Here is a 26,118-nt window from a genome sequence, read left to right on the forward strand (position 1 = left end):
CGCGGCTGCTGCGGGCGAAATCCGGCGACAGCACGATGAGCTCCACCACCCGGGCGATCTGGTCCGGCTGGCGGCGGGCGCGCCACCACAGGTCGGCCGCGGCGGACAGCAGTCGCGGCGAGGCCCCGTCGCCCACCAGCCGGCGGCACAGCTTGCCGCTCAGGTGGCGGGCGGTGGCCGGGTTGTCGGCGATCAGGTCGAGCACCTTGCGGCCGTCGGCCAGCGCCGGCTGGAAGGGGTCGAACTCGACGCCCAGCACGCGCTTCTGGTAGTTGTCGTGCCAGGATTCCACGTAGGCGAAGTGGCCGGTGGCGGGCAGGCGGTCGGCGCCGCCGAGGCCGCTGCCGTCCTCCACCACCCAGCCGGTGAAGGCGCGGGCGGCCTCGTACACGTCCTGGTCGATGAAGCCCCGGGGCTGGCCCTTGAGGGCGCCGGGCACGTCGCGCCAGCGGTTGTAGAACTCGTTGAGGTAGTGCTCGCGGCCCAGGCTGTGGAGCTCGAAGAGCTCCCGGGCGAAGTTCTCGTTGGCGGCGCCGGCACGGGACGAGCGGTTGTTGAGGTAGTAGAGCATCGCCGTGCTGCCGGCCACGGCTTCGAGGAAGTCGCGGAAGTTGCCCAGGGCGTGACGGCGGATCACGTCGCGGTCGTAGGTGGGCAGCGCGACATTCACCTGCACCATCTGGCTGGCGTCCACGTTGAAGTGGTTGTGCCAGAAATCCACCAGCACCTCGCGCAGCTGCCAGCGGCTGTGCACGGCGCGGATCAGGCAGGCCACGGCCATTTCGGAGCGCGGCCGGAAGCGTTCGACGCCGGCCATCGGGCGCTTGTAGTCGGTGAGCGGCCACAGCTGGGCGACGGGCGCGGTGAGCGAATCGAGGGGGCGCATCTCGTCCACCGCCGGGAATTCCGGCCCCGGCGCCTTGCCCGCGTCGTAGCGGATGCGCAGCCGGGCGGCGGCGAGGCGCTCGGCGCAGTCCGGGTCGTCGCCTTCGGGCGGGGCAAGCTGCTCGGCCAGCCACACCCGCAGGCCCGCTTCGCGCAGGTGCGCTCGCTCGGCCGCCGGCCCGGGCCCGAAGGCCAGCCGGCCGAGCACGAGATCGTCCGCCACCTTTGGGGGATTGCCGGGGTCGCCGGACTTGCGCCCCGCACCTGTTCGCGCCATCGAAGGCCTCCGCTGCCAGTCCTTGAGCCCCGATGATAGCCCCCGCCCTTTGCAGCGGCCTTGCATGGCGCTGGAACCCCGGACGCTTCTTCGTATCAAAACGTCAGATTCCGCCCCGGACCGGGCGCTGCCCACGAAGCCGCGCCCTCCCGCAGTCGCACCCCGATTTTGCGAGGACACCACCATGGCCGAGCAGGACCCCCGCCCCAGCCTCACCCCCGGCGCCACCCTCGACGACAAATACACCGCCAGCACCGGCCGCGTGTATCTCACCGGCTATCAGGCGCTGGTGCGCCTGCTGCTGATCCAGCGCGAGCGCGACCGGGCGGCCGGGCTCAACACCGCGGGCTTCGTGTCCGGCTACCGGGGCTCGCCCCTGGGCGGGCTGGACCTGAGCCTGTGGAAGGCCCAGGAACACCTGGCCCGTCACGAGGTGGTCTTCCAGCCCGGCGTGAATGAAGACATGGCAGCCACCGCCGTGTGGGGCAGCCAGCAGGTGGCGCTGTCGCCCCGGGCGCGGGTGCAGGGCGTGTTTGCCATGTGGTACGGCAAGGGGCCGGGGGTCGATCGCTGTGGCGACGTGTTCCGCCACGCCAACGCCGCGGGCAGCAGCCAGTACGGCGGCGTGCTGGTGATCGCCGGCGACGACCACGCGGCCAAGTCATCCACCCTGCCCCATCAAACCGACCACTTCTTCAAGTCGATGATGATGCCGGTGCTGGCCCCGGCAGGCGTTCAGGAATACCTGGATTACGGCGTGCATGGCTGGGCGCTGTCGCGCTATTCGGGCTGCTGGGTGGCCTTCAAGGCGCTGGCCGACACGGTCGAAACCTCCGCCTCGGTGGATGTGGACCCGCAGCGGGTGGTCACCGTCACGCCCACCGACTTTGCGCTGCCGCCGGACGGCCTCAACCTGCGCTGGCCCGATCCGCCGCTGGTGCAGGAGCGCCGCCTGCTGCACTTCAAGCTATACGCCGCGCTGGCCTACTGCCGCGCCAACCGGCTCAACCGGGTGGTGATCGACTCGCCCGCGCCGCGGCTGGGCATCATCACCTCGGGCAAGAGCTACCTGGACGTGCGCCAGGCTTTCGACGACCTGGGCATCGACGAGCAGCTCGCCGCCGAGATCGGCATCCGGCTCTACAAGGTGGGCATGGTGTGGCCGCTGGAGGCCGAGGGCGTGCGCCGCTTTGCCGAGGGGCTGGACGAGATTCTGGTGGTGGAAGAGAAACGCCAGTTGCTCGAATACCAGCTCAAGGAAGAGCTCTACAACTGGCGCGAGGACGTGCGCCCCCGTGTGGTGGGCAAGTTCGACGAGAAAGGCGAATGGGCGATGCTCGCCACGCCGGGGCCGGACGGGCGCATCACCGTCGATCACGGCGAATGGCTGCTGCCGGCAGCGGGCGAGCTCTCCCCCGCGATGATCGCCCGGGTGATCGCCGCGCGCATCGGGCGCTTCTTCACGTCCGAGCGCATCGAGAGCCGGCTGGCCTTCCTGCAGGCCAAGGACAACACCCTCGCCCACCGGGTGTTCGCCATCGACCGGGTGCCCACCTTCTGCCCCGGCTGCCCCCACAACAGCTCCACCAAGGTGCCGGAAGGCAGCCGCGCCACCGCCGGCATCGGCTGCCACTACATGGCCAGCTTCATGCCCGACCGGCGCACCGGCCCCTTCACCCACATGGGCGGCGAGGGCGTGCCGTGGGTCGGCCAGGCGCCCTTCACCGACGAGCCGCACATCTTCGCCAACCTGGGCGATGGCACCTATTTCCACTCCGGCATCCTGGCGATCCGCCAGTCGGTGGCGGCCTTCAACCGCCCGGCCCACGGCCGCCAGCCCACCAGCGGCATCACCTACAAGATCCTCTTCAACGACGCGGTGGCCATGACCGGCGGCCAGCCGGTGGATGGCGAGCTCACCGTGCCCAAGCTGCTGCGCCAGCTGCAGGGCGAAGGCGTGGGCAGCATCGTGCTCGTCACCGACGGCACCGACCGCCCGTGGCACGTGGCCGACATCCCCCACGGGGTGTCGATCCGCCATCGGGACGAGCTGGAGGTGATCCAGCGCGAGCTGCGCACCCTGCCCGGCGTCTCCGCGCTGGTGTTCGACCAGACCTGCGCCGCCGAGAAGCGCCGCCGCAGGAAGCGCGGCACCTATCCCGACCCGCAGACCCGCGTGTTCATCAACGAGGCGGTGTGCGAAGGCTGCGGCGACTGCGGGCGCGAATCCAACTGCATGGCGATCCTGCCCGTCGAGACGGAGTTCGGCCGCAAACGGCAGATCGACCAATCGGCCTGCAACAAGGATTTCTCGTGCATGAACGGCTTCTGCCCGAGCTTCGTGACCATAGAAGGCGGACGGGTGCGAAAGGGCCGCGCCACTGCGGTGGATGCCAGCCACCTGCCGGCCCTGCCGACGCCGCGGCTGCCCACCACCACCCAGCCGTGGGGCATCCTCGTCACCGGCGTGGGCGGCACCGGCGTGGTCACCATCGGCGCGCTGATCGGCATGGCCGCGCACCTGGACGGCAAGGGCGTGACGGTGCTCGACATGACCGGCCTGGCCCAGAAGGGCGGCTCGGTGTTCAGCCACATCCGCATCGCCGACGACCCGGCGCAGCTCCACGCAGTGCGCATCGCGGTGGGCGAAGCCAACGCGGTGATCGGCGGCGACGTGGTGGTCACCGCCAGCGCCGACGCCCTCTCGCGGATGGCCGTCGGCACCACCCACGGCGTGGTGAACTGCGCCGAGACGCCCACATCCGAATTCACCCGCAACCCGGACTGGCAGTTCCCCCTCGACAAGATGCAGGCCGCCATCGCCGAGGCCGTGGGCCGCGAGGGCTGCGCCTTCCTCGACGCCACCGCGCTGGCCACCGCGCTGCTCGGCGACGCCATCGCCACCAACCTGTTCCTGCTCGGCTTTGCCTGGCAGAAGGGCTGGGTGCCGGTGAGCGAGGCCAGCCTCGACAAGGCCATCGTGCTGAACGGCGCAGCCATCGACATGAACCGTCAGGCGTTTTTGTGGGGCCGCCGCGCGGCGGTGGATCAGGGCGCGGTGGAGCGCCTCCTCACCCCGGCGCCGGTGATCCCGATCCGCCCGGCCTCGGCGAGCGAAACCCTGGACGCCCGCATCGCCCGCCGGGCCACCTTCCTCACCGACTACCAGGACGCCGCCTACGCCCGGCGCTACACCGATTTCGTCGCCCGGGTGCGCGAGGCCGAAGCCCGGCTGGGCAGCCAGCGCCTCACCGAGGCGGTGGCCGACAACTACTTCAAGCTGCTGGCCTGCAAGGACGAGTACGAAGTCGCCCGGCTCTACGCCGACCCGGCCTTCTGGCAGCAGATTGGCGAGCGCTTCGAGGGCGACTTCACGGTGAGCTTCCACCTCGCGCCGACCTTCCTGGCCCGGCCCGACCCGGATTCGGGGCGCATCCATAAGCTGAAGTTCGGCCCGTGGATGAAGACGGCGTTTGGCTGGCTGGCGAAGCTGCGGCGCCTGCGCGGCACGCCCTTCGACGTCTTCGGCTACCACGCCGAACGCAAGGCCGAGCGTGCCCTCACCGCCCAGTTCGAGACCGACATCGGCCAGCTCATCGGCGAACTCAGCGCCGAGCGCCTGCCCATCGCCATCGAGCTCGCCCGCCTGCCGGACGAGATCCGCGGTTACGGCCACATCAAGGCCGCGGCGATGCAGCGGGCGGCGGAAAAGCGCGAGGCGCTGCTGGCAAGGTGGCGCGCCGGCGGACATCGGCCGGCAAACGTGGCCTGAGGGCTCAGCCCCGCAGCTGCACGAGGACCAGCGTGGCGCAGTGCATCAGTATCGCAACGATGCCGAGGGTCCACGCGGCCTCGTAGCCCCGGGCCGCGAAGCGCCGGTAGGCCGCTTCGTTGTCGCGCTTGTCGTAGTGATCCACCACCGCACTCACGAGCACCGCCACGGCGCACAGCATGGCGGCAGCCATCGTCCATGCCACCACGCCGTGCAGGTGCAATGCGCCCCCGAGGGTGCTGCGCTGCCGCACCGGAAATTCGATGACCAGATCGTCGGCGAACAAGCCCTGCACCGCGTAAAACAGGACGAACAACGCCGCCGCCGTCCGGCCGAGCCGGACACCACGGGAGACCACGTTGGGCTGGTAGCCCGACGGGGCCGGCTCGGGCTGCGCCACGACGCCCTGGGCGCCCAGATGGTCGGCCAGCGCCGCCAGGCTCGCCTCGAAGGCCGCATCGATCCGCAGGGTGCGCGCCGCGAGGGCGGCCTCCAGCTGCACCCGCTCGGCCGCCAGGGCCGGCTCGGGCACCGCAGTCAGCAGGCAAGCAGCTGCCGCGCGCAAATCCCGGTTGGAGGGGAGGCTGCCCGGCGCCGACGACGCGCGGTTCAGGGCTCGCCCGACAATGGCGAGGGCATGCTCAGGCTGCACATTCGGCTCCGCTGAAAAAGGGACGAGAGCATACCATCGGCATCCCGTCTGGTTCACGCCTACGCCCATCGAGGGCAACACGCTACACTGCGTCCCATGCGCCGTCTGTCTCCTTTCGCCATGCCGCCCGCCCTCAAGGCCCTGCTGGCCCAGCTGGGCGGGGTGGGTGTTGCCTACGCCGCGGGTCGGGCCGGCTTGCTGCCGCCGGGCGCGTGGCCGGTGGTCACGGTGCAGGCCATCGCCGCCGCCGGCATCGCCACGCTGCTGCGCAGTGCCCGCTGGTGGCGCTGGATCCACCTGGGCTTCATGCCGGTGGTGGCCGGCGCCCTGGCGCTGCAGATCGCCCCGGGCTGGTATCTGGCGGCCTTCGTGCTGTTTGCGCTGATCTACTGGAGCAGCTTCCGCACCCAGGTGCCGCTGTTCCTCTCCAACCCGCGCACCGCCGAGGCGGTGGCCGGCCTGCTGCGTCGGGATCGCCCGCCGTCGGTGCTCGATCTGGGCAGCGGCACCGGCTCGCTGCTGCGCCCGCTGGCCCGGCTGCGCCCCGACTGCCGCTGCGAGGGCGTCGAATCGGCCCCGGCGCCCTATCTGCTGTCGCGCATCCTGGCCCGCCACCAGCACAACATCGCGCTGGCCCGGGGCGACTTCTTCAAGATCCCCTGGGGCGACTACGATCTGGTGTATGCCTTCCTGTCGCCGGTGCCCATGAGCGCCGTGTGGAACAAGGCCTGCGCCGAGCTGCGCCCCGGCGCGCTGCTGGTGAGCAACAGCTTCCCGGTCGAGGGCGTTGATCCGGAGCAGGTGATCGAAGTGCCCGACAGCCGCCACACGCGGCTCTACTGCTATCGCCCCGCCGGCCCCGAGCCGACGCCCAAGCCCTTGGCGTCAAACGGATTTGGCCGGCGATAAGCGGCCAAATCCGCCCTTAATTCCATCGTTGCCCGTGCCGTTAAGCAAGGAATAATGGCGTCATCGCGCCTTGCGTTCAGCGAGAGGATTTCCACCATGTCCCGCATCATCTGCGTCATCGGCAACAAGGGCGGCACCGGCAAGACGACCCTGTCCCACATGCTGTGCCAGGGCCTCGGCCTGCTCGGCCAGCGTTCGGCCTGCGTCCTCACCGACACCCACCGCGAACCGCTCTCGCCCGACGGCCGCCGCTACGTGACCGCCGACGGACGCACCCCCGAGGCGCTCCAGAAGATCGTCACCAAGCTGCGCACCATGGAAGGCTGGGTCGGCGTGATCGACGGCGGCGGCAACCGGGCCGAGGTGGATCGCCTGCTCGACAGCCTCTCCGACATCGTGATCGTGCCCTTCCGGGATTCCCACGAAGACCTGCGCACCACCCTCGGCGATCTGCAGACCTTCCCCCACGCCTACGCCCTGCCGTCCCAGTGGCCGACCAACGCCTGGCAGCGGGACGCCGCCGACCGCAGCGTGGCCCAGCTCCTCGGTGACTACCGCGACCGCCTGCTCAACCCGGTGGCCAGCCTGTCCGCCTCCAAGCTGCTGCTGCAAAAACAGATCCCCGACAGCCTGCCCTCCAACCTCGGCAACGCCTGCCGCAGCCTGGCCAGGCAGGTGATGGAGATCCTCGAGATCGGTGAAGCGGACGCCGAACAGCGCGCCCGCCGCGACGCCCCGGCAGTCTCCGTGCCACCGGCAGCGGTCATGCCCGAAGGCTTCGCCAGCGCCGCCCGGCACTGAACCCGCCCTTCCCCGCCACGGCCCTCCCATACCGGAGGGCCGTTTCATTTTGTCCGCCCGCCGGCACAAGGCCGCAGCGCACTTGCGCCCCTGTACAAAAAATAACCACATCCATGCTGAGGTTTTCTTCCGTCCCGCCGAAATAGCAGTCAACGAGGCGACACACGCCAGGGCGACGGGGAGACTCATCAGATGCGTAACAACGGGCCAGTTACCGGCAAGGAACAGACTTTCGGCGACGACATCGCCATCATTTCCCACACCGACGATGCCGGCCGGATCAACTTCGTCAACGACGACTTCGTTGCGATCAGCGGCTTTTCCAGTGACGAACTGATCGGCCAGTCCCACAACATCGTCCGCCATCCGGACATGCCGGCCGAGGCCTTCCGCGACCTGTGGGTCACCCTCAAGCGCGGCCGGCCGTGGTCCGGGCTGGTCAAGAACCGCTGCAAGAACGGCGACTTCTACTGGGTTCGCGCCGCCATCACGCCCAAGCCCGACGGCGGCTTCATGTCGGTGCGGGTCAAGCCCGCGGTGGACGAGGTGCGCGCCGCCGAGGCGCTGTACCAGCGCATGCACCGAGATCCGTCGATCCGGCTCCACGAGGGCAAGGTGCGCCGCACCGGCGTGGCCGGCGTCATCGAGCGGGGCATGGCGCGGATCGACAACATGCCCATCGGCCGCCGCCTGCTCGGGGTGATGGTGATCGTGATGGTCCTGCTCGCCGCCACCCTGGCCGACAGCCAGCGCTCGGCCCGTCAGATCGAGGCCCGCTATCAGGCGCACATCGCCCACGACGGCGCCCGCCGGGTGGACTTCTACAGCATGTACGCCCAGGGCCTGCAGATGGGTCAGGCCCTGCGCAACGCCATGCTCGACCCGGCCAACCCCAAGGCCTACGACAACTACACCAAGGCTGCCGAGGCCTTCGAAAGTGTGGCCGGCAAGGCGCGCAGCCTCGACGAGCAGACCTTCACCTCCGGCCTGCCGGCGCGCATCCAGGCCCTGCGCCAGGAGCAGCGGCAGATCCACGAAAGGCTGTTCGGCCTCGTCAGGAACGGCCAGGGCGAAGAGGCCCCGGCGATGCTCAACAAGGAGGAAACACCGAAATGGCGGGAGATGCGTGACCTCCTGCTGGCCGAGATCAAGCGCCTCGACGAAGCCTCGCCGCACCTGCTGGCCGAGCTGAAGGAAGCATCCGACGCCGGCATCCGGCGCAGCCTGGGCCTTGGGCTGGGCGCCGTGGTGCTCGGCCTGATCCTCGGCGCCGGCCTGCTGGCCCGCACCGCCCGCCAGGCCGCCCGCGCCCGCGAGATGGTCTCCGCGGTGGCCGGCGGGCGGCTGTCCCTGCCCATCTGCCCGGGCAGCCGCGACGAGATCGGCGAGATCCTCACCCACGTGGCCATGCTCAAGAACCGCCTCCACGAGGCGATCAGCCTGATCCAGCAGAGCGCCCGCGAGCTGGCCGACTCCAGCGCCCGGCTGGCCAGCGCCAGCGAGGCCACCGTCGACGCCACCACCACCCAGTCGTCCGCCATTTCCACCATCGCCGCGGCGGTCGAGGAGCTGTCGGTCGCCAGCGACGCGATGAGCGAGAACGCCCGCGAGGCCCTCGGCGCCGCCGAGCACGCCATCACCACCACCCGCGACAGCGCCACCATCAGCCGCGGCGCCGCCGAGACCATCGGCAGCGCCGCCCGCGCGGTGGCCAGCACCGAATCCCGTATCGGCGAACTGGCCGACATGTCGGCCGAGATCAGCCGGGTGGTCAAGGTTATCCGCGAGATCTCCGACCAGACCAACCTCCTCGCCCTCAACGCCGCCATCGAAGCAGCCCGGGCCGGCGAACAGGGCCGCGGCTTCGCGGTGGTCGCCGACGAGGTGCGCAAGCTGGCCGAACGCACCGGCGCCTCAACCCAGGAGATCGCCGCGGTGATCCAGCGCATCCAGTCGGTGAGCGACGCGGTGGCCAGCGACGTGGCCGCCGGCAGCAGCCAGGTTGCCGCCGGCGCCCGCGACGCCCTGCACGCCGGTGACGTGGCGGCCTCGGTCGAGACCTCCGTCGTCCAGGCTGGCGAAGCCATGCACCAGATCGGCGCGGCCCTCACCGAGAGCAGCACCACCACCCGCCACATCGCCGATCAGATGGAAACCGTGGCCGAGAACGCCGAAGTGGACGCCGACATGGCCCGCCAGTCGGCCACCGAAGCCCGCCAGATCGGCCACCTCGCCAGCAAGCTGCAGGCCCTCGCCGCCCAGTTCCGCACCTGAGCCAGCCAACGGGCATGGAAAGGGAGGGTCGAGCCGGTTTACCCGCCCGGGTCGGTCGGGCAGAATGCGCCGACTCCGACTCTCAAACCCTCCGATGCTCACTGCCCACGGTCTTGCCTGCGATCGCGGCGACCGCCGTCTGTTTTCCGCTGTGGACTTCGCCGTCGCCCCGGGCCAGTGGCTGCAGGTGGAAGGCCCCAACGGAGCCGGCAAGACCAGCCTGCTGCGCATCGTCGCGGGGCTGGCGCCGGCTGCGGACGGACGCATCGAATGGGAAGGCCAGCCCGTCGCCGAGGTGCGCGACGAGTTCCACGCCCGGCTGCTCTACCTGGGCCACGCCCCGTCCATCAAGGACGACCTCTCCGCCCTCGAAAACCTCCAGACCGCCGCCGCCGTGGCCGGCCGTCCGCTGGATGAGCACACCGCCCTCACCGCCCTGCGCCGGATCGGCCTGAAGGGCCGCGAAGACCTGCCCACCCGGGTGCTCTCCCAGGGCCAGAAGCGCCGCGTGGCGCTGGCCCGCCTGCTGTGCAGCCAGGCCCGGCTGTGGATCCTCGACGAGCCCTTCGTGGCCCTCGACGTGGCTGCCGTCAGCCAGCTGTGCGAGATCCTCGACGAGCACCTCACCCGCGGCGGCATGCTGCTATTCACCAGCCACCAGGCGGTGCAGCTGGGCGGCACGCCCTCCAGCCTGAGGCTGGGCGCATGAGCGCTTTCTTCGCCATCGTCCGCCGCGACCTGCTGCTGGCCGCCCGCCGCAAGAGCGAGGTGTTCACCGCGCTGTTCTTCTTCATGATCGTGGTGAGCCTGTTCCCGCTGGGCATCGGGCCCGAGACCGCGCTGCTGCGCCGCATCGCGCCCGGCGTGCTGTGGGTGGCCGCGCTGCTGGCGGCGATGCTGTCCCTCAACCGCCTGTTCGCCGCCGACCACGCCGACGGCACCCTGGAGCAGATGGCCCTGTCGCCCACCCCGCTGGCCCTGCTGGTGGCTGGCAAGACCCTCGCCCACTGGCTCACCGCCGGGCTGCCGCTGGTGCTGCTGGCGCCGGTGCTGGGCATCCAGTTCGATCTGTCGGCCCGCTCGCTGGGCATCCTGATGCTGTCGCTGCTGCTGGGCACGCCGATCCTGTCCCTCATCGGCGCGATCGGCGCGGCCCTCACCCTGGGCCTGCGCGGTGGCGGCGTGCTGCTGTCGCTGCTGGTGCTACCGCTGTATATTCCGGCCCTGATCTTTGGCGCCGGCGCGGTCGAGGCCGACATGGCCGGGCTCGGCGTGGGCGGACACCTGTCGCTGCTGGGCGCCCTCTTGGCGCTCGGCGTGTTCTTCGCCCCGTGGGCCGCCACCGCCGCCCTGCGCATCGCCCTCGAATAGCGCCGCCACACCCTTTTTCGGATTCATCCCCATGAGTCAGCGCTTCATCAACTGGTTCAAGTTCGCCTCGCCGGCCAGCTTCTACCCCCTCGCCGGCAAGGCCTGGCCGTGGTTCGCCGCCCTCGCCACGGCCTTCTGCGCCGCCGGGCTGTGGATCAGCTTCTTCGTCGCCCCCACCGATTTCCAGCAGGGCGAGGGCTACCGGATCATCTTCATCCACGTGCCGGCCTCGTGGATGTCCATGTTCATCTACTGCGTGATGGCCTTCTGGGCGGCCATCGGCATCACCTTCAACACCCGCCTGTCGGGCATGATGAGCTCGGCCCTGGCGCCCACCGGCGCGCTGTTCGCGTTTCTGTCCCTGTGGACCGGCGCCCTGTGGGGCAAGCCCATGTGGGGCGCCTGGTGGGTGTGGGATGCGCGGCTCACGTCCGAGTTAATCCTGTTCTTCCTGTACATCGGCTACATCGCCCTCACCGCCGCCATCGACGACCCGCGCCGGGCCGACAAGGCCGGAGCCATCGTGGCGCTGGTGGGCGTGGTCAATGTGCCGATCATCTATTTCTCGGTGAAGTGGTGGAACACCCTGCACCAGGGCGCGTCGGTGTCCCTCACCAAGGCGCCCACCATGGCCACCACCATGCTGTGGGGCATGCTGCTGATGGCCCTGGCCTTCTGGATGTACAGCATCGCCATCGCGCTCTACCGGGTGCGGGCGATCATTCTGGAGCGCGAACGCCACACCACCTGGGTGGCCGAACTGCCGGAGATGCAGCGATGAACTGGGGCAGCGCCAGCGAATTCTTTGCCATGGGAGGCTACGGCCTCTACGTGTGGGGCAGTTTCGGCGTGACCGCCGCGGCCCTCCTGATCGAGGTCGTGCTCGTCCGCAGACGCCTTGTCGACACCCGCCGTATCCTGCGTCGGGAACTGACGGCCGATCGCGACGACCAACACTGAATCAAACCCATCCGCCCGATCGCCGGCAGACTCAAGCAACCATGAAACCACGCCAGAAACGCTTCGCCATCATCATCGGCGGCCTCGCCGCCCTCGGCATCGCGGCCGCCCTCGTGCTCAACGCCTTCCAGAGCAATCTGGTGTTCTTCTTCACGCCCACCCAGGTGGCCAGCGGCGAAGCGCCCAAGGGCCGGGCCTTCCGCGTCGGCGGGCTGGTGAAGGAAGGCAGCCTCCAGCGCACCGACATCACCGCCCGCTTCGTGGTCACCGACACCGCCAAGGAAATCCCGGTCACCTACAAGGGCATCCTGCCGGACCTATTCTCCGAGGGCAAAGGCGTGGTCGCCCAGGGCAGCCTGGGGCCGGATGGCCAGTTCACCGCCACCGAAGTGCTCGCCAAGCACGACGAGAACTACATGCCGCCCGAAGCCCAGGCAGCAGTGGACAAGGCCCACGAGGCATCGCGAACTTTAAAGCAGTGAGAAGAACCGTGAGGAGTGAGGAGAGAGGAGTCAGGAGGCCTTCCTTCAGCCTTGTGCGCTCCCGACTCACCGGATCACCACGTTACTCCTCGCCCCTTACTCCCATCTCCTCACCAGAAAAACCATGATCCCCGAAATCGGCTCCTTTGCCCTCGTCCTGGCCCTGCTGGTGGCCCTCGTGCAGGGAACATTGCCCCTCGTCGGCGCTCAGCGGGGCGTGGCGGCGTGGGTGCAGCTGGCGCGGCCCGCGTCGGCCACCCTGTTCCTGCTCATCGCGGTGGCCTTCGGCTGCCTCACCGCCAGCTTCATCAACAACGATTTCTCGGTGCTGTATGTTGCCCAGCACTCCAACTCGCGCCTGCCGATCGAGTACCGCATCGCCGGCGTGTGGGGCGGCCACGAGGGCTCGCTGCTGCTGTGGGTGCTGATGCTGTCCCTGTGGGCGCTGGCCGTGGCGGCCTTCTCCCGCAGCCTGCCGGACGACATGGTGGCGCGGGTGGAGGGCGTGCTTGGCCTCGTCGCCGCCGGCTTCATCCTGTTCATCCTCACCACCTCCAGCCCCTTCGAGCGCCTCTTGCCCGGCGCCGACGACGGCCGTGACCTGAACCCGCTGCTCCAGGATCCGGGCCTGATCTTCCACCCGCCGATGCTCTACATGGGCTACGTGGGCTTCTCGGTGGCCTTCGCCTTCGCCATCGCGGCGCTGCTGTCGGGCCGGCTGGATGCCGCCTGGGCGCGCTGGTCGCGGCCGTGGACCACCGCCGCGTGGGTATTCCTCACCCTAGGCATCGGCCTGGGCTCGATCTGGGCCTACTACGAGCTAGGCTGGGGTGGCTGGTGGTTCTGGGATCCGGTCGAGAACGCCTCCTTCATGCCCTGGCTGGTGGGCACCGCGCTGATCCACTCGCTGGCGGTCACCGAAAAGCGCGGCAGCTTCAAGAACTGGACGGTGCTGCTGGCCATCGGCGCGTTCTCCCTGTCGCTGCTGGGCACCTTCCTGGTCCGCTCCGGCGTGCTGAGTTCGGTGCACGCCTTCGCCACCGACCCGAAGCGCGGGGTGTTCATCCTGTTGTTCCTGGCGGTGGTGGTCGGCTCGTCCCTCACCCTGTTTGCCTGGCGGGCGCCCAAGGTCAGCCTCGGCGGCGCCTTCGCGCTGGTGTCGCGGGAGACCATGCTGCTGATCAACAACCTGCTGCTCCTGTGCGCCGCCGGTGCGGTGCTGCTGGGCACGCTCTACCCGCTGGTGATCGACGCCCTCAACCTGGGCAAGCTGTCGGTCGGCCCCCCGTATTTCAACGCGGTGTTCGCGCCGCTGATGGTGCCGGTGCTGTTCCTGATGGCAGTCGGCCCGGTGGCCCGCTGGAAGCAGGCCAATCTCACCGACATCGTCCGCCCCCTGCGGGCCGCCTTCGCGCTGGCCGTGGTGGCCGGTGTCGGCCTGCCCTTCGCGGCCGGCCACTGGAGCGTCGGCGTGGCGCTGGGCATCGGCCTGGCGGTGTGGATTGTCGGCTCGTCGGTGCTGCAGATCCTCGCCCGGGCCAAGTCCGGCATGCCGCCGCGGTCGTTCTGGGGCATGCACCTGGCCCACGTGGGCATCGCGGTCACCGTGGTCGGCATCGTGATGGTCAAGCACTACGAAACCGAGCGCGACGTGCGCATGGCCCCGGGCGACACCGTCGCGGCGGGCAGCTACACGATCCGCTTCCTGGGCGTCGAAGGCGCACCCGGCCCCAACTACACCGCCGCCCGCGGCAACCTGGAGCTCCTCAAGGACGGCCAGCTGGTGATGCCGCTGCACCCCGAGAAGCGCAAGTACCTCTCCTCCGCCATGCCGATGACCGAAGCCTTCATCGACCCGGGCCTCACCCGCGACATCTACGTCTCGCTGGGCGATCCCCTCGAAGGCGACGACGGCGCGTGGAGCGTGCGCGTGTATTACAAACCCTTCGTCAGCTGGATCTGGGCCGGCGCCGTGCTGATGGCCCTCGGCGGCATCTTCGCCGCCAGCGACCGCCGCTACCGCCTCAAGTCGGCCGCCCGCGCCGCCACCAAGCTCGCCCCCGGAGCCGCATCGTGAAACGTTTCCTGATTCCCCTCGGCATCTTCCTGGTGCTGGTCGGCTTCCTCGCCGTCGGCCTCAACCGCGATCCCCACGAGGTGCCCTCGCCGCTGGTCGGCAAGCCGGCGCCCGAATTCCGCCTCGTCACCCTGGCCGATCCGGCCAAGGAATTCTCCCCCACCGACATGCGCGGCCAGGTGTGGCTGCTCAACGTGTGGGCCTCGTGGTGTGTGTCGTGCCGCGCCGAACACCCGCTGCTGGTGGCCTTCGCCAAGGACGGCCAGTTGCCGGTGGTCGGCCTCAACTACAAGGAAGTGCGCGGCGACGGCGGCCTCGACGCCAAGAAGCTCGCCCCGGAGCAGGAACTCTCCCTCACCCGCCAGCGCGCGGGCGCCTGGCTCGCCCAGCACGGCAACCCGTACCTGCTGTCGGTGCTCGACATGGACGGCCGGGTCGGCATCGACTATGGCGTTTATGGCGTGCCCGAAACCTACCTGATCGACAAAAAAGGCGTGATCCGCTTCAAGCAGATCGGCCCGATCACCCCCGAAGCCCTGAGCCAGAAGATCCTGCCGCTCGCCAAGCAGCTCGCCGCCGAATGACGACCGCCATGACCCGCCGCCTGCTCGCCCCCATCGCCGGCCTGCTCCTCGCCGCCAGCCTCAACCTCCACGCCGCCGACGCCACGCCGATGGCCGAAGACCCGGTGGTCGAGGCCCGGCTCGTCACCATCTCCGAAGAACTCCGCTGCCTCGTCTGCCAGAACGAAAGCCTCGCCGCCTCCCGCGCCGAGCTCGCCAACGACCTGCGCGAGGAAGTCCGCAAGCTCATCCACCAGGGCAAGTCCGACGCCGACATCCGCGACTACCTCGTCGCCCGCTACGGCGACTTCGTGCTCTACCGCCCGCCGGTCAAGCCCACCACCTGGCTCCTGTGGTTCGGCCCCTTCGCGCTGCTGGCCGGTGGCGCCGTCGGCCTCATCGCCTACCTGCGCCGGCGTGCCGGCAAGGTTGACGCCCCCGACCTGACCGCCGACCAGCGCGCCGCCGCCGAGGCCCTCCTCGGCACCGACTCCTCCCAACGCCCGAAGAACGACGCATGACCGCCTTCTGGATCGCCGCCGGGCTGCTCACCGCCCTTGTCCTCGCCGTGCTGTGCTGGCCGCTGCTCCGCCACAAGGCCGCCGCCCACGCCTCCCGCCAGGCCATCAACACCGCCATCTACCGCGACCAGCTGGCCGAACTCGACCGGGATCTCGCCAGCGGCGCCCTCTCCCAGGCCGACTACGCCAGCGCCCGCAGCGAGATCGAACGCCGCGTCCTCGAAGACGTGGCCGGCGACCCCGCCGCCCCGGCCGAGGCCCCGCGTCGCCTGCCACGCACCGCGCTGGGCCTCGCCGTCAGCCTGCCCCTGGCCGCTGTCGCACTGTATTTCGTCCTCGGCAACCCCGCCGCCCTCGATCCGGCTGCCTCCCAACAGGCCGCCGAGCCCAGCGCCGCCGAAGTCGAGAAGATGGTCGCCACCCTCGCCGCCAAGCTCGAGCAGAACCCCGACAACCTGGAAGGCTGGGTGATGCTGGGCCGCAGCTACAAGGTGATGGGCCGCTTCGACGACGCCGCCAAGGCCTTCGAGAAAGCCGGCCCGGCGATGGAGACCAACCCCGAGCTGATGCTCGAGCTCGCCGACCTCTCCGCCGAGCTCAATCAGGGCAAGATCGAAGGCAAGGGCCGCGAGCTGCTCCTGAAGGTGCTTGCCGACCAGCCCGACAACCCCCAGGCGCTGGTGCTGGCCGGCTACGACGCCTATTCGCGCCAGCGTTACGCCGACGCCATCAAGCACTGGGAGAAGCTGCTGGCGATGGTCCCGCCCGATTCCCAGGACGCCCAGAACCTCACCGCCGGCATCGAGAAGGCCCGCAGCCTGATGGGCGCCGGCGCCCCCGCCCGCACGGCCGAGAAGCCTGCCAAGGCAGCCAAGGCCGACGCCCCAGCCAGCAAGGTCAGCGGCAAGGTCGAACTGGCGCCGGAGCTCAAGGCCAAGGCCAGCCCGGACGACGTGGTGTTCATCTTCGCCCGCGCCGCCCAGGGCCCGCGGATGCCCCTGGCGGTGGTCCGCGCCAAGGTGGCCGACCTGCCGGTGGATTTCACCCTCGACGACAGCATGGCCATGAGCCCCGACTTCAAGCTCTCCTCCGCCGGCGAGCTGCGCATCGAAGCCCGCGTTTCCAAGAGCGGCAACGCCATTGCCGCGCCGGGCGACCTGTCCGGCGAAGTGGCCCCGGTGAAGGCCGGCGCCAGCGGCATCCGGCTACGCATCGACCGCGTGCTGCCGTAATCCCGGCCCGGTACAGGCTGCAGGCTGCGATAAATAGCCGCAGCCTATACCGAGCATCGCAATAAACAATTGGCGCCGTCGCGGCGCTGCCGTAGCATGGCTCGACGTCTGACAAAACTGCTTCCTGAGGGCAGGTCAGGCGATCTAGCTGCACTTGGCGCGCCGGGGTAAAAACAGAAAACACCCCCAATACCCACAGAGATCCATCCCGGCGCCCATTTTTTCTCCCCATGTCCCGCGACAACCTCTTCTCTCCGCTCCCGCCACCGGGCCCGGACGAGCGCTTCGACACCCTCTTTTCCAGCCCCCACGTGCGCATCGAGCGCATCGTCTCCCACCGCCACGCCAGCCCGCCCGGCTTCTGGTACGACCAGGCCGAAGACGAATGGGTGATGCTTGCCCAGGGCTCGGCCGAGCTCGAATTCGACGACGGCCGCCGCGAGGCGCTCGCCCCCGGCGACTGGCTGCTGATCCCCGCCGGCTGCCGGCACCGGGTCGCCGCCACCGGGCCCGACACCGTGTGGCTGGCGGTGCACGTCACCCCTTAAAGCAAAAACCCCGCCGATTGTCGTATTCTCCTGTCCTTCCCCCACAGGAGAACGCCCCATGATCCGACGCAGTCTCACCGCCCTGGCCTTTGCCGTGGGCGCCAGCTTCCTTCCCTTTGCCCCCGCCCAGGCCGAAGCGCCGGCCATCGGAACCCAGGTGCCCGGCTACTACCGCATGGCCCTCGGCACGCTTGAGGTCACCGCCCTCTACGACGGCTACGTGGATCTCGGCGCCAACCTGCTGCTGGGCGCCAGCAAGGCCGAAGTGCAGAAGCTGCTCGCCCGACAGTTCATCGCCGGCGAGAAAGTCCAGACCGCCGTCAACGCCTACCTCATCAACGCCGGCGGCAAGCTGATCCTCGTGGATGCCGGCGCCGCCAAGGCCTTCGGCCCGACCCTCGGCTTCATTGGCGAGCAGCTCCGCGCCGCCGGCTACAGCCCGGACAAGGTGGATGTGGTGCTCCTCACCCACCTCCACGCCGACCACGTGGCCGGTGTCCTCGACGCCGACGGCAAGCCGCTGTTCCCCAACGCCGAGATCCACGTAGCCAAGTCCGAGAGCGACTTCTGGCTGTCCGAGGCCAACGCCGCCGCCGCGCCGAAAGACTTCAAGCCCTTCTTCGAGCTCGCCCGCAAGTCGGTGGCGCCCTACCAGGCCCTCGGCAAGTACAAGACCTTCACCGGCGAAGCCGACTTCGGCAGCGTCAAGGCCGTGCCCAGCAACGGCCACACGCCGGGCCACACCAGCTACATCGTCGAATCCGGCGGCCAGCGCCTGCTGATCCTTGGTGACGCGGTGCACGCCCACGCGGTGCAGTTCGCCCATCCGGAAGTCGCCATCGAGTTCGACAGCGACAAGAAGGCCGCCGTCGCCGCCCGCAAGAAGCTCTTCGCCTGGGCCGCCAAGGAGAAGCTGCTGGTCTCGGGCATGCACCTGCCCTTCCCGGGCATCGGCCACGTGCGTAGCGAAGGCAAGGGCTACGCCTGGGTGCCGGCGGAATACAGCCCGATCCGCACCGACAAGTAAGTGCGGCATCGCCGCAAACAACAAGGGCGACCCGCGGGTCGCCCTTGTTGCTGGAACCGGAAACCGGCGCGGCTTACAGCCCCGCGTCGGCGCGCAAGGCGGCGGCCTTGTCGGTGGTTTCCCAGGTGAAATCCACCTCGTCGCGGCCGAAGTGGCCGTAGGCGGCAGTGCGCGAGTAGATCGGGCGCAGCAGGTTGAGGCTGGCGATGATGCCCTTCGGGCGCAGGTCGAAGTGGCGACGCACCAGCTCGACGATCTTCTCGTCCGACACCTTGCCGGTGCCGAAGGTCTCGACCATCAGGCTCACCGGCTGGGCCACGCCGATGGCGTAGGCCACCTGCACCTCGCAGCGGTCGGCCAGGCCGGCGGCGACGATGTTCTTCGCCACGTAGCGGCCGGCGTAGGCGGCGGAACGGTCGACCTTGGACGGATCCTTGCCCGAGAACGCGCCGCCACCATGGTGGGCCGCGCCGCCGTAGGTGTCGACGATGATCTTGCGGCCGGTCAGGCCGCAGTCGCCGTTCGGGCCACCGATCACGAACCGGCCGGTGGGGTTGATGAGGTAGCGGGTGTCGGCGGTGAGCATGTCCTTCGGCAGCACCGGCTTGATGACTTCCTCGATCACCGCCTCGGAGAGCGCGGTGTGGGCGATGTCCGGGTGGTGCTGGGTGGACACCACCACGGTGTCGATCGCCACCGGCTTGCCGTCCACGTAGCGCACGGTGAGCTGGCTCTTGGCGTCCGGGCGCAGCCACGGCAGGCGGCCGTCCTTACGCACTTCGGCCTGGCGCTGCATGATGCGGTGGGCGTAGTAGATCGGGAAGGGCATCAGGCTGGGCGTCTCGTTGCACGCGTAGCCGAACATCAGGCCCTGGTCGCCGGCGCCCTGGTCGAGGTCGAGGCCTTCGCCTTCATTCACGCCCTGGGCGATGTCGGAAGACTGGCGGTTGATCGCGGTGAGCACCGCGCAGCTCTTGTAGTCGAAGCCGATGTCGGAATCGTCGTAGCCGATGCGCTTGACCGTCTCGCGGGCGATGTCCATGTAGTTGATGTCGGCCTTGGTGGTGATCTCGCCGGAGATCACGACGAGGCCGGTGGACACCAGCGTCTCGCAAGCCACGCGGCCGCGCGGGTCCTGGGCCAGGATGGCGTCGAGGACGGCGTCGGAGATCTGGTCGGCAACCTTGTCCGGGTGGCCTTCGGAGACGGATTCCGAGGTAAACAGGTATTCTTTGGCCATGAGGCACTCCTAAAAAACAAAATCCCCAGTACTGGCGCCGTTGCCGTCTCTGGGGATTCGTCTGAGCGGCGACGCTTTAGCAGTATTTTTTTGGCCCGGGACACGGCGTTGCCGTGCTCCTCCTCCGCCCTGCAAGTTGTCGGATTAACTCGGCGGAATCACAATTATAACTTTGCGCCCCCGGCCGTCAATTAAGCCGATTCCCTACACTCCCGTCCCGCACTGCCGATGGCGTCGCTGATCTTCTCCTTCCTCGCCAGCCTGCCCCTGGGCGCGCTGCAAAAACTGGGCGTTTTCGCCGGCTGGCTGACCTACGCCCTGTCGCCCAGCTACCGTCGCCGCCTGCGCGCCAACCTCGAACACGCCCTGGGCAAGGCCGAAGCCGACCGGGTGTGGCGCCGCGCCGTGGGCGAAACCGGCAAGCAGGCGCTGGAGTTGCCGTGGATGCTGCTGCGCCCCCAGGACGAGCTCGTCGCCAAGGTCGTCCGCGTGAGCGGCTGGGAGCACGTCGAGGCCGCCGAAGCCCGCGGTGGCGGCATCCTGTTCATCACCCCGCACCTGGGCTGTTTCGAGATCACCGCCCAGTATTTCTCGACCCACCGGCCGATCACCGTGCTCTACCGGGCGCCAAAGAAGGCCGTGCTGCAGCCGGTCATCAACGCCGGTCGGAGCCGCGGCAACATGCACCTGGCGCCGGCCGACGTGGGCGGGGTGCGCCGGCTGATCAAGGCCCTGCGCGCCCGCGAAGCCGTGGGCATGCTGCCCGACCAGGTGCCCGGTGCCGGCGAAGGCGTCTGGCTGCCCTTCTTCGGCCGCCCGGCCTACACCATGACGCTGGCCGCGCGGATGTCGGAAGTGGCCGGCGTGTCGACGATCTTCGCCTGGGCCGAGCGCCTGCCCGGCGGCGAGGGCTTCCACCTGCGCCTGCGCCCGCCGCTCGTGCCCCTCGAAGGCGACACCGAAACCCGCGCCGCCGCCATCAATCGCGAGATGGAAGCCCAGATCCGCGAGAATCCCGCCCAATACCTGTGGGGCTACAACCGCTACAAGCGCCCGAAAGACGGCGCGCCGGCCCCCACGACCACGCCTGCTCAAAACCAACCATGAGTCGAATCCTCGTCGCCCTGCTGTGGCTGATCCACTGGCTGCCGCTGTCGGTCCAGGCCCCCATCGGCCGCGGCCTGGGCAAGCTGCTCTACTGGGTGATCCCGGCCCGCCGCAAGGTCACCCTCACCAACCTGCGGCTGTGCTTTCCCGCGCTTTCCGAAGCCGAACGCAAGGCCCTGGCGAAGGAACACTTCGCGCTGGCCGGGCGCAGCATGATCGAGCGCGGGCTGGCCTGGTTCGCCCCGGAAGCCCGCCTGCGCCGGCTGGTGCGCATCGATGGCGAGGAGCGCCTGAAAGCCCTGGTGGACGCCCGTCAGCCGGTGATCCTGCTCACGCCCCATTTCCTGGGGCTGGACCTGGGCGGCACGCGGATGGCGATATCCTTCGACTGCGTGAGCATCTACGCCCGCCAGAAAGACCCGGTGATCGACCGCTGGCTGTACCACGGCCGAAGCCGCTTCGGCAGCCAGCAACTGCTGCGCCGCGACGAGAGCGTGCGGGCGTCGATCAAGGCGATGAAGGAGATCCGGCCGTTCTACTACCTGCCGGACATGGACAACGGCCCGCACGAATCCATCTTCGTGCCGTTCTTTGGCGTGCCGGCAGCCACCCTGTCGGCCCTGCCGCGCCTTGCCAAACTGGGCGGCGCGGTGGTGATGCCCTGCATCACCCGCATGCTGCCGGGCGGCCAGGGTTACGTGGTGGAGCTGGGCGAGCCGTGGAGCGACTTCCCCACCGCCGATGTGGAAGCCGACGTGCGCCGGATGAACGCCTGCATCGAGGACCACGTCCGCACCATGCCGGCCCAGTACTACTGGGTGCATCGGCGCTTCAAGACCCGCCCGCCGGGCGAGCCGAAGCTCTACTAAGCGACCCGCAGGGCGGCCTCAGCCGTCCTGGCCGTCCTTGGCCGCCAACTCGGCCAGCACCAGCGGAAACGCCGCGCTGCCCACCAGCGCCACGCCGGAGACCACCAGCACCAGCCCAGCGCCGGATTCCTGCAGCAGCGGGTGCAGCCCCTCGCCAAAGCCCGCCAGCAGCAACAGCCCGGCGATCAGGCAGGCAAGGCCCGGAATCCCCAGCAGCCACGCGCCGGCCGGCAGTCGCTTGAGGGCCATCGTCACACCCGCTTGAAGACCAGATCCCACACGCCGTGGCCGAGCTTGATGCCGCGATTCTCGAACTTGGTGAGCGGGCGGTAATCCGGCTTGGGCGCGTAGCCCTCGGCGGTGTTGGCGAGGAGCGGCTCGGCCGAAAGCACCTCGAGCATCTGCTGGGCGTACTCCTCCCAGTCGGTCGCGCAGTGCAGGTAGCCGCCGGGGGCGAGGCGGCTGGCGATCAGCTTGACGAAGGGCCCCTGCACCAGCCGGCGCTTGTGGTGGCGCTTCTTGGGCCACGGATCGGGGAAGTAGATGTGCACGCCGGCCAGCGAGCCCTCGGGGATCATGTCGCGCAGCACCTCGACCGCGTCGTGCTGGACGATGCGCAGGTTGGTGATGCCGCCCTCGTCGATCAGCTTGCACAGGCTGCCCACGCCGGGCGCGTGCACCTCGATGCCGAGGAAGTCGTCCCCCGGCCGAGCCTGAGCGATCACTGCGGTGGATTGGCCCATGCCGAAGCCGATCTCGACGATCTGCGGCGCCTTGCGGCCGAAGACGTCGGCCAGGTCGATGGGCTCGGGACGGTACTGCACGCCCACCTTGGGCATCATCTCGTCGAGGAAGCGATGCTGGGCGTCGGACATGCGGCCCTGGCGCAGCACGAAGCTGCGGATCGACTGGGACGTGAGACGGCTGCCGCCCTGCGGCTCGTCGTCGGACTGGATGGCTTGCTTTTCGTCGCTCATGGCGGTCAAGGCTTGTGGTGATCCCTGTAGGTCGGACTTCAGTCCGACAAACGGCTGCATCCGGCTGCAGGCCCGACTCGAGTCCGACATTTACAGACAGGGGCAACGTGCTTTGTCGGACTGAAGTCCGACCTACAGGTTGATTCAAGGAAAACGGCGCGCCGCAGCGCGCCGTCGATCAATCGCGCTCCCGCGTCAGCTGCCGATCATCCCGGTGGTGGGCGAGCTTGGGCTGGCGGTGTAGTACTTGCGGGGCATGCGGCCGGCGAGGAAAGCCTCGCGGCCCGCCTCGACGCCCTTCTTCATGGCGCCGGCCATCTTCACCGGATCGTTCGCCAGGGCGATGGCGGTGTTCATCAGCACGCCGTCGCAGCCCAGTTCCATGGCAATGGCGGCGTCCGACGCGGTGCCCACGCCCGCGTCCAGCAGCACCGGCACCTTCACGGCGTCGCGCACCAGCTGCACGTTCCAGGGGTTGAGCACGCCCATGCCGGAGCCGATCAGGGAGGCGAGCGGCATGATCGCCACGCAGCCGATGTCTTCCAGCATCCTGGCCTGGATGGGATCGTCGGAACAGTAAACCATCACCTCGAAGCCCTCCTTCACCAGCACCTCGGCGGCCTTGAGGGTCTCGGGCATGTTCGGGTAGAGGGTGTGCGGATCGCCCAGCACCTCAAGCTTCACCAGCCGGTGGTCGTCCAGCAGCTCGCGGGCGAGGCGCAGGGTGCGCACCGCGTCGTCGGCGGTGTAACAGCCGGCCGTGTTGGGCAGGTAGGTGAAGCGCGAAGGGGGCAGCGCGTCGAGCAGGCTCGGGGCGTTCGGGTCCTGCCCGATGTTGGTGCGGCGGATCGCCACGGTGACGATCTGCGCCCCGCTCGCATCCACGGCCTCGCGGGTCTGCGCGAAATCCTTGTACTTGCCGGTGCCCACCAGCAGCCGGGAGGAATAGCTCTTGCCTGCAATCGTCAGCAAATCGTCCATCGAAGCGCCAGCCTCATCAAATCAGATCGGGAAACAACAGGAACGGACCGGACAGCCCGCCAGAAAGCGGCCCTCGGCCCTCGGCCTCAACCGCCACCCACCGCCACGACGATCTCGAGCGCATCGCCATCGGCAAGCTGGGTGCTGCCGTGCAGGCCCTTGGGCACGATCTCGCCGTTCCGCTCCACCGCCAGCCGCTTGCCGGTAAGCCCCATCTCGTCGAGGAGCGCAGCCACCGTGGCCGGCGCCGCCAGCGAACGGGCCTCGCCATTGATCTTGAGGGACAGCAGGGAAGTCGTGGTGTGGGTCGTCATGGGCGCGAGTTTACCACGCCCCCCGTTGCCCTCGCCCGCGCCGATGCGTACAATCCTGGGCTCCCGAGCGGGCGTCGTATAATGGTAATACCTCAGCTTCCCAAGCTGATGCCGTGGGTTCGATTCCCATCGCCCGCTCCACTGCATCATTCTGCGGACTTCCGCAGAAGTCCAAGAGAGTCTGCAAGTCGTTGCCACACAAGGACTTTTCCTCTCTTTGACGTTCTGCCGCGGTCCACTGCGATCCATCTACAGCCGGGACTTTTAAGTCCACAAACAAGTCCATTTTTGCGGGCGCGGCTGATTCCGGATTGTTGATGGAGGGGCGAGGTCGACGTGACCAGCATCTGGTTCCTGACTCATGTTCAGGAGCAAGAGCATGGCACTCTCAGACCTGGCCGTTCGACAGGCCAAGGCAACTGGCAAGGCATACACCCTCCCTGACTTGGATGGCCTCTCCCTGGCCGTCACGGCTGCAGGGGGCAGGACTTGGCACTTCCGCTACTACTGGGCGGGCAAGCAGAAGCGGATGTCGCTCGGCACCTACCCGGAGGTGACGCTTCGCGAGGCCCGCAGCCTGCGCGACGAAGCGCGCGCCCTGCTGGCCAAAGGCACCAATCCTCGCGTTCACCGCAAGCAGAAGCGCACCGCTGTCCGGCTCGCCGACGAAAACACCTTCGAGGCGGTGTATCGCAAGTGGCTCAAGCATCGCGGGCTCAGCCTCAAGGAAGGCCGGCAGACGACCCTCTCGATACTTCCGCGCATCTTCGACAAGGATGTGCTGCCCGCCTTGGGCAAGCGGTCGGTCTATGAGATCAAGCGTCCCGACCTCTTGGAGGTGATCGCCAAGATCGAGAAGCGCAGGGCGCTCTCCGTCGCCGAGAAAGTCAGGACGTGGTTCAACCAACTGTTCCGCTACGCGCTGGTGATCGTGCCGGGCCTGGAGCAGAACCCTGCCTCCGATCTCGATGTGGTGGCGCTGCCGCTGCCACCCGTCAACCACAACCCGTTCCTGCGCATGGCCGAGCTGCCGAAGCTGTTGCAGCGGCTGCGCAGCTATCGCGGCAGGCGGCAGACCCAGCTCGGGCTGCGGCTATTGCTGCTGACCGGCGTGCGAACCGGAGAGCTGCGACAGGCGACGCCGGATCAATTCGATCTGGACCGTGGGTTGTGGATCATCCCGCCCGACGTCGTGAAGCAACTCCAGTTGGATATGCGCAAGAAGCGGCAGCAGGCGAAGGACATCCCGCCCTACATCGTGCCGCTGTCGATTCAGGCCATGGAGATCGTCCGGCACCTGCTGGATGAGTTCAAGCCGGCCCAGCGCCACCTGTTCCGGCACGACAGCGACTTGAAGAAGCGCATCAGCGAGAACACGCTCAATGGTGCGCTCAAGCGCATGGGCTATCAGGAACGCCTGACCGGACACGGCATCCGCGGCACGATGTCCACTGCGCTCAACGAGATCGGCTACCCGAAGGTCTGGGTGGATGCACAGCTCTCGCATGTCGATCCCAACAAGGTCAGCGCGACCTACAACCATGCCGAGTACGTGGAGCAGCGTCGCCGCATGATGCAGGACTGGGCCGATCGGCTCGACCTCTTCGAGCAGAACCAGGTCGAGGCGGCCAGCATGCCGCTCACCGTGCATCTGGAAGGCGTACCCGCGTTCCCGAATGAGCAAACCGCAAGCGCACCTTCCACGCCGGTTGCCGCTTCGCCAATCCTGCTGGTGACGAAGCCGGGTGACGCCATGCCGTTGGTTTCTGCCGCCACACATCGGCTGCCGGCGGTTCCGCCCCCTCGATCGGCCGCGCCGCTGGTGCCTTCGGACATTCAGCGCGAGAGGATGGAACTGTTCGATGTCTTCGAAGCGCCGCACAACCTTCCCGTCGCGGCGTTTGCCAAGATGGCGGGCAAGTCCCGCAGGTGGATCAGCTACGAGATCAAGGCGGGCAACTTGCTGGCGTTGAACGTGGGCAACCGCGGCCAGCGCGTGCCGGACTGGCACCTCGACCCACTCAAGCACGAGCTGATCCAGTCCGTCCTCAAGCTGACCAGGGGTGCGGACCCTTGGCAGCTCTACCATGCACTGCTGCAACCGCGCTCGATGCTGCGGGGGCGTTCGGCACTGGAGGGCGTGACGGCCAGCAATCTCGACAAGCTCGTCATGGCAGTGAGCACAGCCGTGAAGGAAAGCGAATGGACCCCGCTGCGAGTCGGAGTCGCCTAGCAGCAGGAATGCGGGATCGTGGCGGAACCGCGATCCCCGCGCGTCT

At 68.7% G+C, this 26,118-nt stretch carries 25 protein-coding genes and 1 tRNA gene; 19 read left to right on the forward strand and 7 right to left on the reverse strand.

What is annotated here, in order from left to right:
* Positions 1-1,162 (reverse strand): DUF1800 family protein (locus QQK25_RS02565; protein ID WP_284186597.1); only part of this gene is annotated, 1,162 nt, incomplete at its 3' end.
* 184 nt (positions 1,163-1,346) lie between these two features.
* Here QQK25_RS02565 and QQK25_RS02570 point away from each other — a divergent pair.
* On the forward strand, positions 1,347-4,934 hold the full coding sequence (locus QQK25_RS02570) for an indolepyruvate ferredoxin oxidoreductase family protein (protein ID WP_284186598.1): 3,588 nt from the start codon (positions 1,347-1,349) through the stop codon (positions 4,932-4,934).
* 4 nt (positions 4,935-4,938) lie between these two features.
* Here the strand turns inward: QQK25_RS02570 and QQK25_RS02575 are convergent, their stop codons facing one another.
* Entirely contained in the window at positions 4,939-5,586 is a 648-nt protein-coding gene (locus QQK25_RS02575) for a hypothetical protein (protein ID WP_284186599.1), read from the reverse strand.
* Positions 5,587-5,706: 120 nt separating this feature from the next.
* On the opposite strand from QQK25_RS02575, the gene QQK25_RS02580 reads away from it, so the two are divergent.
* The 14 genes from QQK25_RS02580 to QQK25_RS02645 all read left to right on the forward strand — a co-directional run bounded on the left by QQK25_RS02580 (position 5,707) and on the right by QQK25_RS02645 (position 18,351).
* Positions 5,707-6,495 (forward strand): class I SAM-dependent methyltransferase, encoded by a 789-nt coding sequence (locus QQK25_RS02580; RefSeq protein ID WP_284186626.1) that lies wholly within the window; start codon positions 5,707-5,709, stop codon positions 6,493-6,495.
* Positions 6,496-6,591: 96 nt separating this feature from the next.
* Positions 6,592-7,296, forward strand: a complete 705-nt coding sequence (locus tag QQK25_RS02585; RefSeq protein WP_284186600.1) for a P-loop NTPase family protein — start codon at positions 6,592-6,594, stop codon at positions 7,294-7,296.
* 192 nt (positions 7,297-7,488) lie between these two features.
* A complete protein-coding gene (locus QQK25_RS02590; RefSeq protein WP_284186601.1) occupies positions 7,489-9,570 on the forward strand; it encodes a methyl-accepting chemotaxis protein in 2,082 nt (693 codons plus the stop codon).
* 94 nt (positions 9,571-9,664) lie between these two features.
* Positions 9,665-10,279, forward strand: coding sequence for a cytochrome c biogenesis heme-transporting ATPase CcmA (gene ccmA / locus QQK25_RS02595; RefSeq protein ID WP_284186602.1), 615 nt, complete (start codon positions 9,665-9,667; stop codon positions 10,277-10,279).
* On the forward strand, positions 10,276-10,941 hold the full coding sequence (gene ccmB, locus QQK25_RS02600) for a heme exporter protein CcmB (protein WP_153163384.1): 666 nt from the start codon (positions 10,276-10,278) through the stop codon (positions 10,939-10,941). Before ccmA ends, ccmB begins: the two co-directional genes overlap by 4 nt.
* Positions 10,942-10,972: 31 nt before the next feature.
* Positions 10,973-11,722 carry a heme ABC transporter permease CcmC gene (gene ccmC, locus QQK25_RS02605; RefSeq protein WP_284186603.1) on the forward strand — a complete coding sequence of 250 codons (750 nt, stop codon included), beginning with the start codon at positions 10,973-10,975 and terminating at the stop codon, positions 11,720-11,722.
* On the forward strand, positions 11,719-11,901 hold the full coding sequence (ccmD, locus tag QQK25_RS02610; RefSeq protein ID WP_284186604.1) for a heme exporter protein CcmD: 183 nt from the start codon (positions 11,719-11,721) through the stop codon (positions 11,899-11,901). Before ccmC ends, ccmD begins: the two co-directional genes overlap by 4 nt.
* A 41-nt stretch (positions 11,902-11,942) precedes the next feature.
* A complete protein-coding gene (gene ccmE / locus QQK25_RS02615; protein WP_284186605.1) occupies positions 11,943-12,383 on the forward strand; it encodes a cytochrome c maturation protein CcmE in 441 nt (146 codons plus the stop codon).
* Between the two features lie 124 nt (positions 12,384-12,507).
* On the forward strand, positions 12,508-14,460 hold the full coding sequence (locus QQK25_RS02620) for a heme lyase CcmF/NrfE family subunit (protein ID WP_284186606.1): 1,953 nt from the start codon (positions 12,508-12,510) through the stop codon (positions 14,458-14,460).
* Positions 14,454-15,044 (forward strand): DsbE family thiol:disulfide interchange protein, encoded by a 591-nt coding sequence (locus QQK25_RS02625; RefSeq protein WP_284186627.1) that lies wholly within the window; start codon positions 14,454-14,456, stop codon positions 15,042-15,044. Before QQK25_RS02620 ends, QQK25_RS02625 begins: the two co-directional genes overlap by 7 nt.
* On the forward strand, positions 15,041-15,544 hold the full coding sequence (locus tag QQK25_RS02630) for a cytochrome c-type biogenesis protein (RefSeq protein WP_284186607.1): 504 nt from the start codon (positions 15,041-15,043) through the stop codon (positions 15,542-15,544). Before QQK25_RS02625 ends, QQK25_RS02630 begins: the two co-directional genes overlap by 4 nt.
* Entirely contained in the window at positions 15,541-16,776 is a 1,236-nt protein-coding gene (gene ccmI / locus QQK25_RS02635; RefSeq protein WP_284186608.1) for a c-type cytochrome biogenesis protein CcmI, read from the forward strand. Before QQK25_RS02630 ends, ccmI begins: the two co-directional genes overlap by 4 nt.
* Positions 16,777-17,006: 230 nt before the next feature.
* A complete protein-coding gene (locus QQK25_RS02640) occupies positions 17,007-17,324 on the forward strand; it encodes a cupin domain-containing protein (protein WP_284186609.1) in 318 nt (105 codons plus the stop codon).
* A 58-nt stretch (positions 17,325-17,382) separates the two neighbouring features.
* Positions 17,383-18,351 (forward strand): MBL fold metallo-hydrolase, encoded by a 969-nt coding sequence (locus tag QQK25_RS02645; RefSeq protein WP_284186610.1) that lies wholly within the window; start codon positions 17,383-17,385, stop codon positions 18,349-18,351.
* 73 nt (positions 18,352-18,424) lie between these two features.
* On the opposite strand, the gene metK is transcribed toward QQK25_RS02645, so the two are convergent.
* Positions 18,425-19,591: a methionine adenosyltransferase gene (gene metK / locus QQK25_RS02650; RefSeq protein WP_153163394.1), complete on the reverse strand. Its 1,167-nt coding sequence runs from the start codon at positions 19,589-19,591 to the stop codon at positions 18,425-18,427.
* 228 nt (positions 19,592-19,819) lie between these two features.
* On the opposite strand from metK, the gene QQK25_RS02655 reads away from it, so the two are divergent.
* Entirely contained in the window at positions 19,820-20,698 is an 879-nt protein-coding gene (locus tag QQK25_RS02655) for a lysophospholipid acyltransferase family protein (protein ID WP_284186611.1), read from the forward strand.
* Positions 20,695-21,567 (forward strand): lysophospholipid acyltransferase family protein, encoded by an 873-nt coding sequence (locus QQK25_RS02660; protein ID WP_284186612.1) that lies wholly within the window; start codon positions 20,695-20,697, stop codon positions 21,565-21,567. Before QQK25_RS02655 ends, QQK25_RS02660 begins: the two co-directional genes overlap by 4 nt.
* 18 nt (positions 21,568-21,585) lie before the next feature.
* Here QQK25_RS02660 and QQK25_RS02665 read toward each other — a convergent pair whose 3' ends face one another.
* From QQK25_RS02665 to thiS, 4 genes are all read right to left on the reverse strand, one after another.
* Positions 21,586-21,816, reverse strand: a complete 231-nt coding sequence (locus QQK25_RS02665) for a hypothetical protein (RefSeq protein WP_284186613.1) — start codon at positions 21,814-21,816, stop codon at positions 21,586-21,588.
* A gap of 2 nt (positions 21,817-21,818) precedes the next feature.
* On the reverse strand, positions 21,819-22,544 hold the full coding sequence (gene trmB, locus QQK25_RS02670) for a tRNA (guanosine(46)-N7)-methyltransferase TrmB (protein ID WP_284186614.1): 726 nt from the start codon (positions 22,542-22,544) through the stop codon (positions 21,819-21,821).
* Positions 22,545-22,739: 195 nt separating this feature from the next.
* A complete protein-coding gene (locus QQK25_RS02675) occupies positions 22,740-23,525 on the reverse strand; it encodes a thiazole synthase (protein WP_284186615.1) in 786 nt (261 codons plus the stop codon).
* An 86-nt stretch (positions 23,526-23,611) separates the two neighbouring features.
* Positions 23,612-23,815, reverse strand: a complete 204-nt coding sequence (thiS, locus tag QQK25_RS02680) for a sulfur carrier protein ThiS (RefSeq protein ID WP_153163404.1) — start codon at positions 23,813-23,815, stop codon at positions 23,612-23,614.
* 91 nt (positions 23,816-23,906) lie between these two features.
* Here thiS and QQK25_RS02685 point away from each other — a divergent pair.
* Positions 23,907-23,980: transfer RNA gene (locus QQK25_RS02685), tRNA-Gly, on the forward strand.
* 238 nt (positions 23,981-24,218) lie between these two features.
* On the forward strand, positions 24,219-26,072 hold the full coding sequence (locus tag QQK25_RS02690) for a tyrosine-type recombinase/integrase (protein WP_018076254.1): 1,854 nt from the start codon (positions 24,219-24,221) through the stop codon (positions 26,070-26,072).
* Positions 26,073-26,118: the final 46 nt, after the last annotated feature.

This window comes from Zoogloea oryzae, assembly GCF_030161255.1.
In the GTDB taxonomy this organism is placed as follows: Bacteria; Pseudomonadota; Gammaproteobacteria; order Burkholderiales; family Rhodocyclaceae; genus Zoogloea; species Zoogloea oryzae.

Bases quoted from the DNA above. Each gene is read 5' to 3' on its own strand.
- QQK25_RS02620 (WP_284186606.1), top strand. From the start codon at position 12,508: ATGATCCCCGAAATCGGCTCCTTTGCCCTCGTCCTGGCCCTGCTGGTG.
- ccmD (WP_284186604.1), top strand. From the start codon at position 11,719: ATGAACTGGGGCAGCGCCAGCGAATTCTTTGCCATGGGAGGCTACGGC.
- QQK25_RS02660 (WP_284186612.1), top strand. From the start codon at position 20,695: ATGAGTCGAATCCTCGTCGCCCTGCTGTGGCTGATCCACTGGCTGCCG.
- QQK25_RS02585 (WP_284186600.1), top strand. From the start codon at position 6,592: ATGTCCCGCATCATCTGCGTCATCGGCAACAAGGGCGGCACCGGCAAG.
- QQK25_RS02690 (WP_018076254.1), top strand. From the start codon at position 24,219: ATGGCACTCTCAGACCTGGCCGTTCGACAGGCCAAGGCAACTGGCAAG.
- QQK25_RS02590 (WP_284186601.1), top strand. From the start codon at position 7,489: ATGCGTAACAACGGGCCAGTTACCGGCAAGGAACAGACTTTCGGCGAC.
- QQK25_RS02570 (WP_284186598.1), top strand. From the start codon at position 1,347: ATGGCCGAGCAGGACCCCCGCCCCAGCCTCACCCCCGGCGCCACCCTC.
- trmB (WP_284186614.1), bottom strand. From the start codon at position 22,544: ATGAGCGACGAAAAGCAAGCCATCCAGTCCGACGACGAGCCGCAGGGC.
- QQK25_RS02630 (WP_284186607.1), top strand. From the start codon at position 15,041: ATGACGACCGCCATGACCCGCCGCCTGCTCGCCCCCATCGCCGGCCTG.
- QQK25_RS02675 (WP_284186615.1), bottom strand. From the start codon at position 23,525: ATGGACGATTTGCTGACGATTGCAGGCAAGAGCTATTCCTCCCGGCTG.
- metK (WP_153163394.1), bottom strand. From the start codon at position 19,591: ATGGCCAAAGAATACCTGTTTACCTCGGAATCCGTCTCCGAAGGCCAC.
- ccmA (WP_284186602.1), top strand. From the start codon at position 9,665: ATGCTCACTGCCCACGGTCTTGCCTGCGATCGCGGCGACCGCCGTCTG.
- QQK25_RS02655 (WP_284186611.1), top strand. From the start codon at position 19,820: ATGGCGTCGCTGATCTTCTCCTTCCTCGCCAGCCTGCCCCTGGGCGCG.
- QQK25_RS02645 (WP_284186610.1), top strand. From the start codon at position 17,383: ATGATCCGACGCAGTCTCACCGCCCTGGCCTTTGCCGTGGGCGCCAGC.
- QQK25_RS02580 (WP_284186626.1), top strand. From the start codon at position 5,707: ATGCCGCCCGCCCTCAAGGCCCTGCTGGCCCAGCTGGGCGGGGTGGGT.
- ccmB (WP_153163384.1), top strand. From the start codon at position 10,276: ATGAGCGCTTTCTTCGCCATCGTCCGCCGCGACCTGCTGCTGGCCGCC.
- ccmI (WP_284186608.1), top strand. From the start codon at position 15,541: ATGACCGCCTTCTGGATCGCCGCCGGGCTGCTCACCGCCCTTGTCCTC.
- QQK25_RS02665 (WP_284186613.1), bottom strand. From the start codon at position 21,816: ATGGCCCTCAAGCGACTGCCGGCCGGCGCGTGGCTGCTGGGGATTCCG.
- ccmC (WP_284186603.1), top strand. From the start codon at position 10,973: ATGAGTCAGCGCTTCATCAACTGGTTCAAGTTCGCCTCGCCGGCCAGC.
- ccmE (WP_284186605.1), top strand. From the start codon at position 11,943: ATGAAACCACGCCAGAAACGCTTCGCCATCATCATCGGCGGCCTCGCC.
- QQK25_RS02640 (WP_284186609.1), top strand. From the start codon at position 17,007: ATGTCCCGCGACAACCTCTTCTCTCCGCTCCCGCCACCGGGCCCGGAC.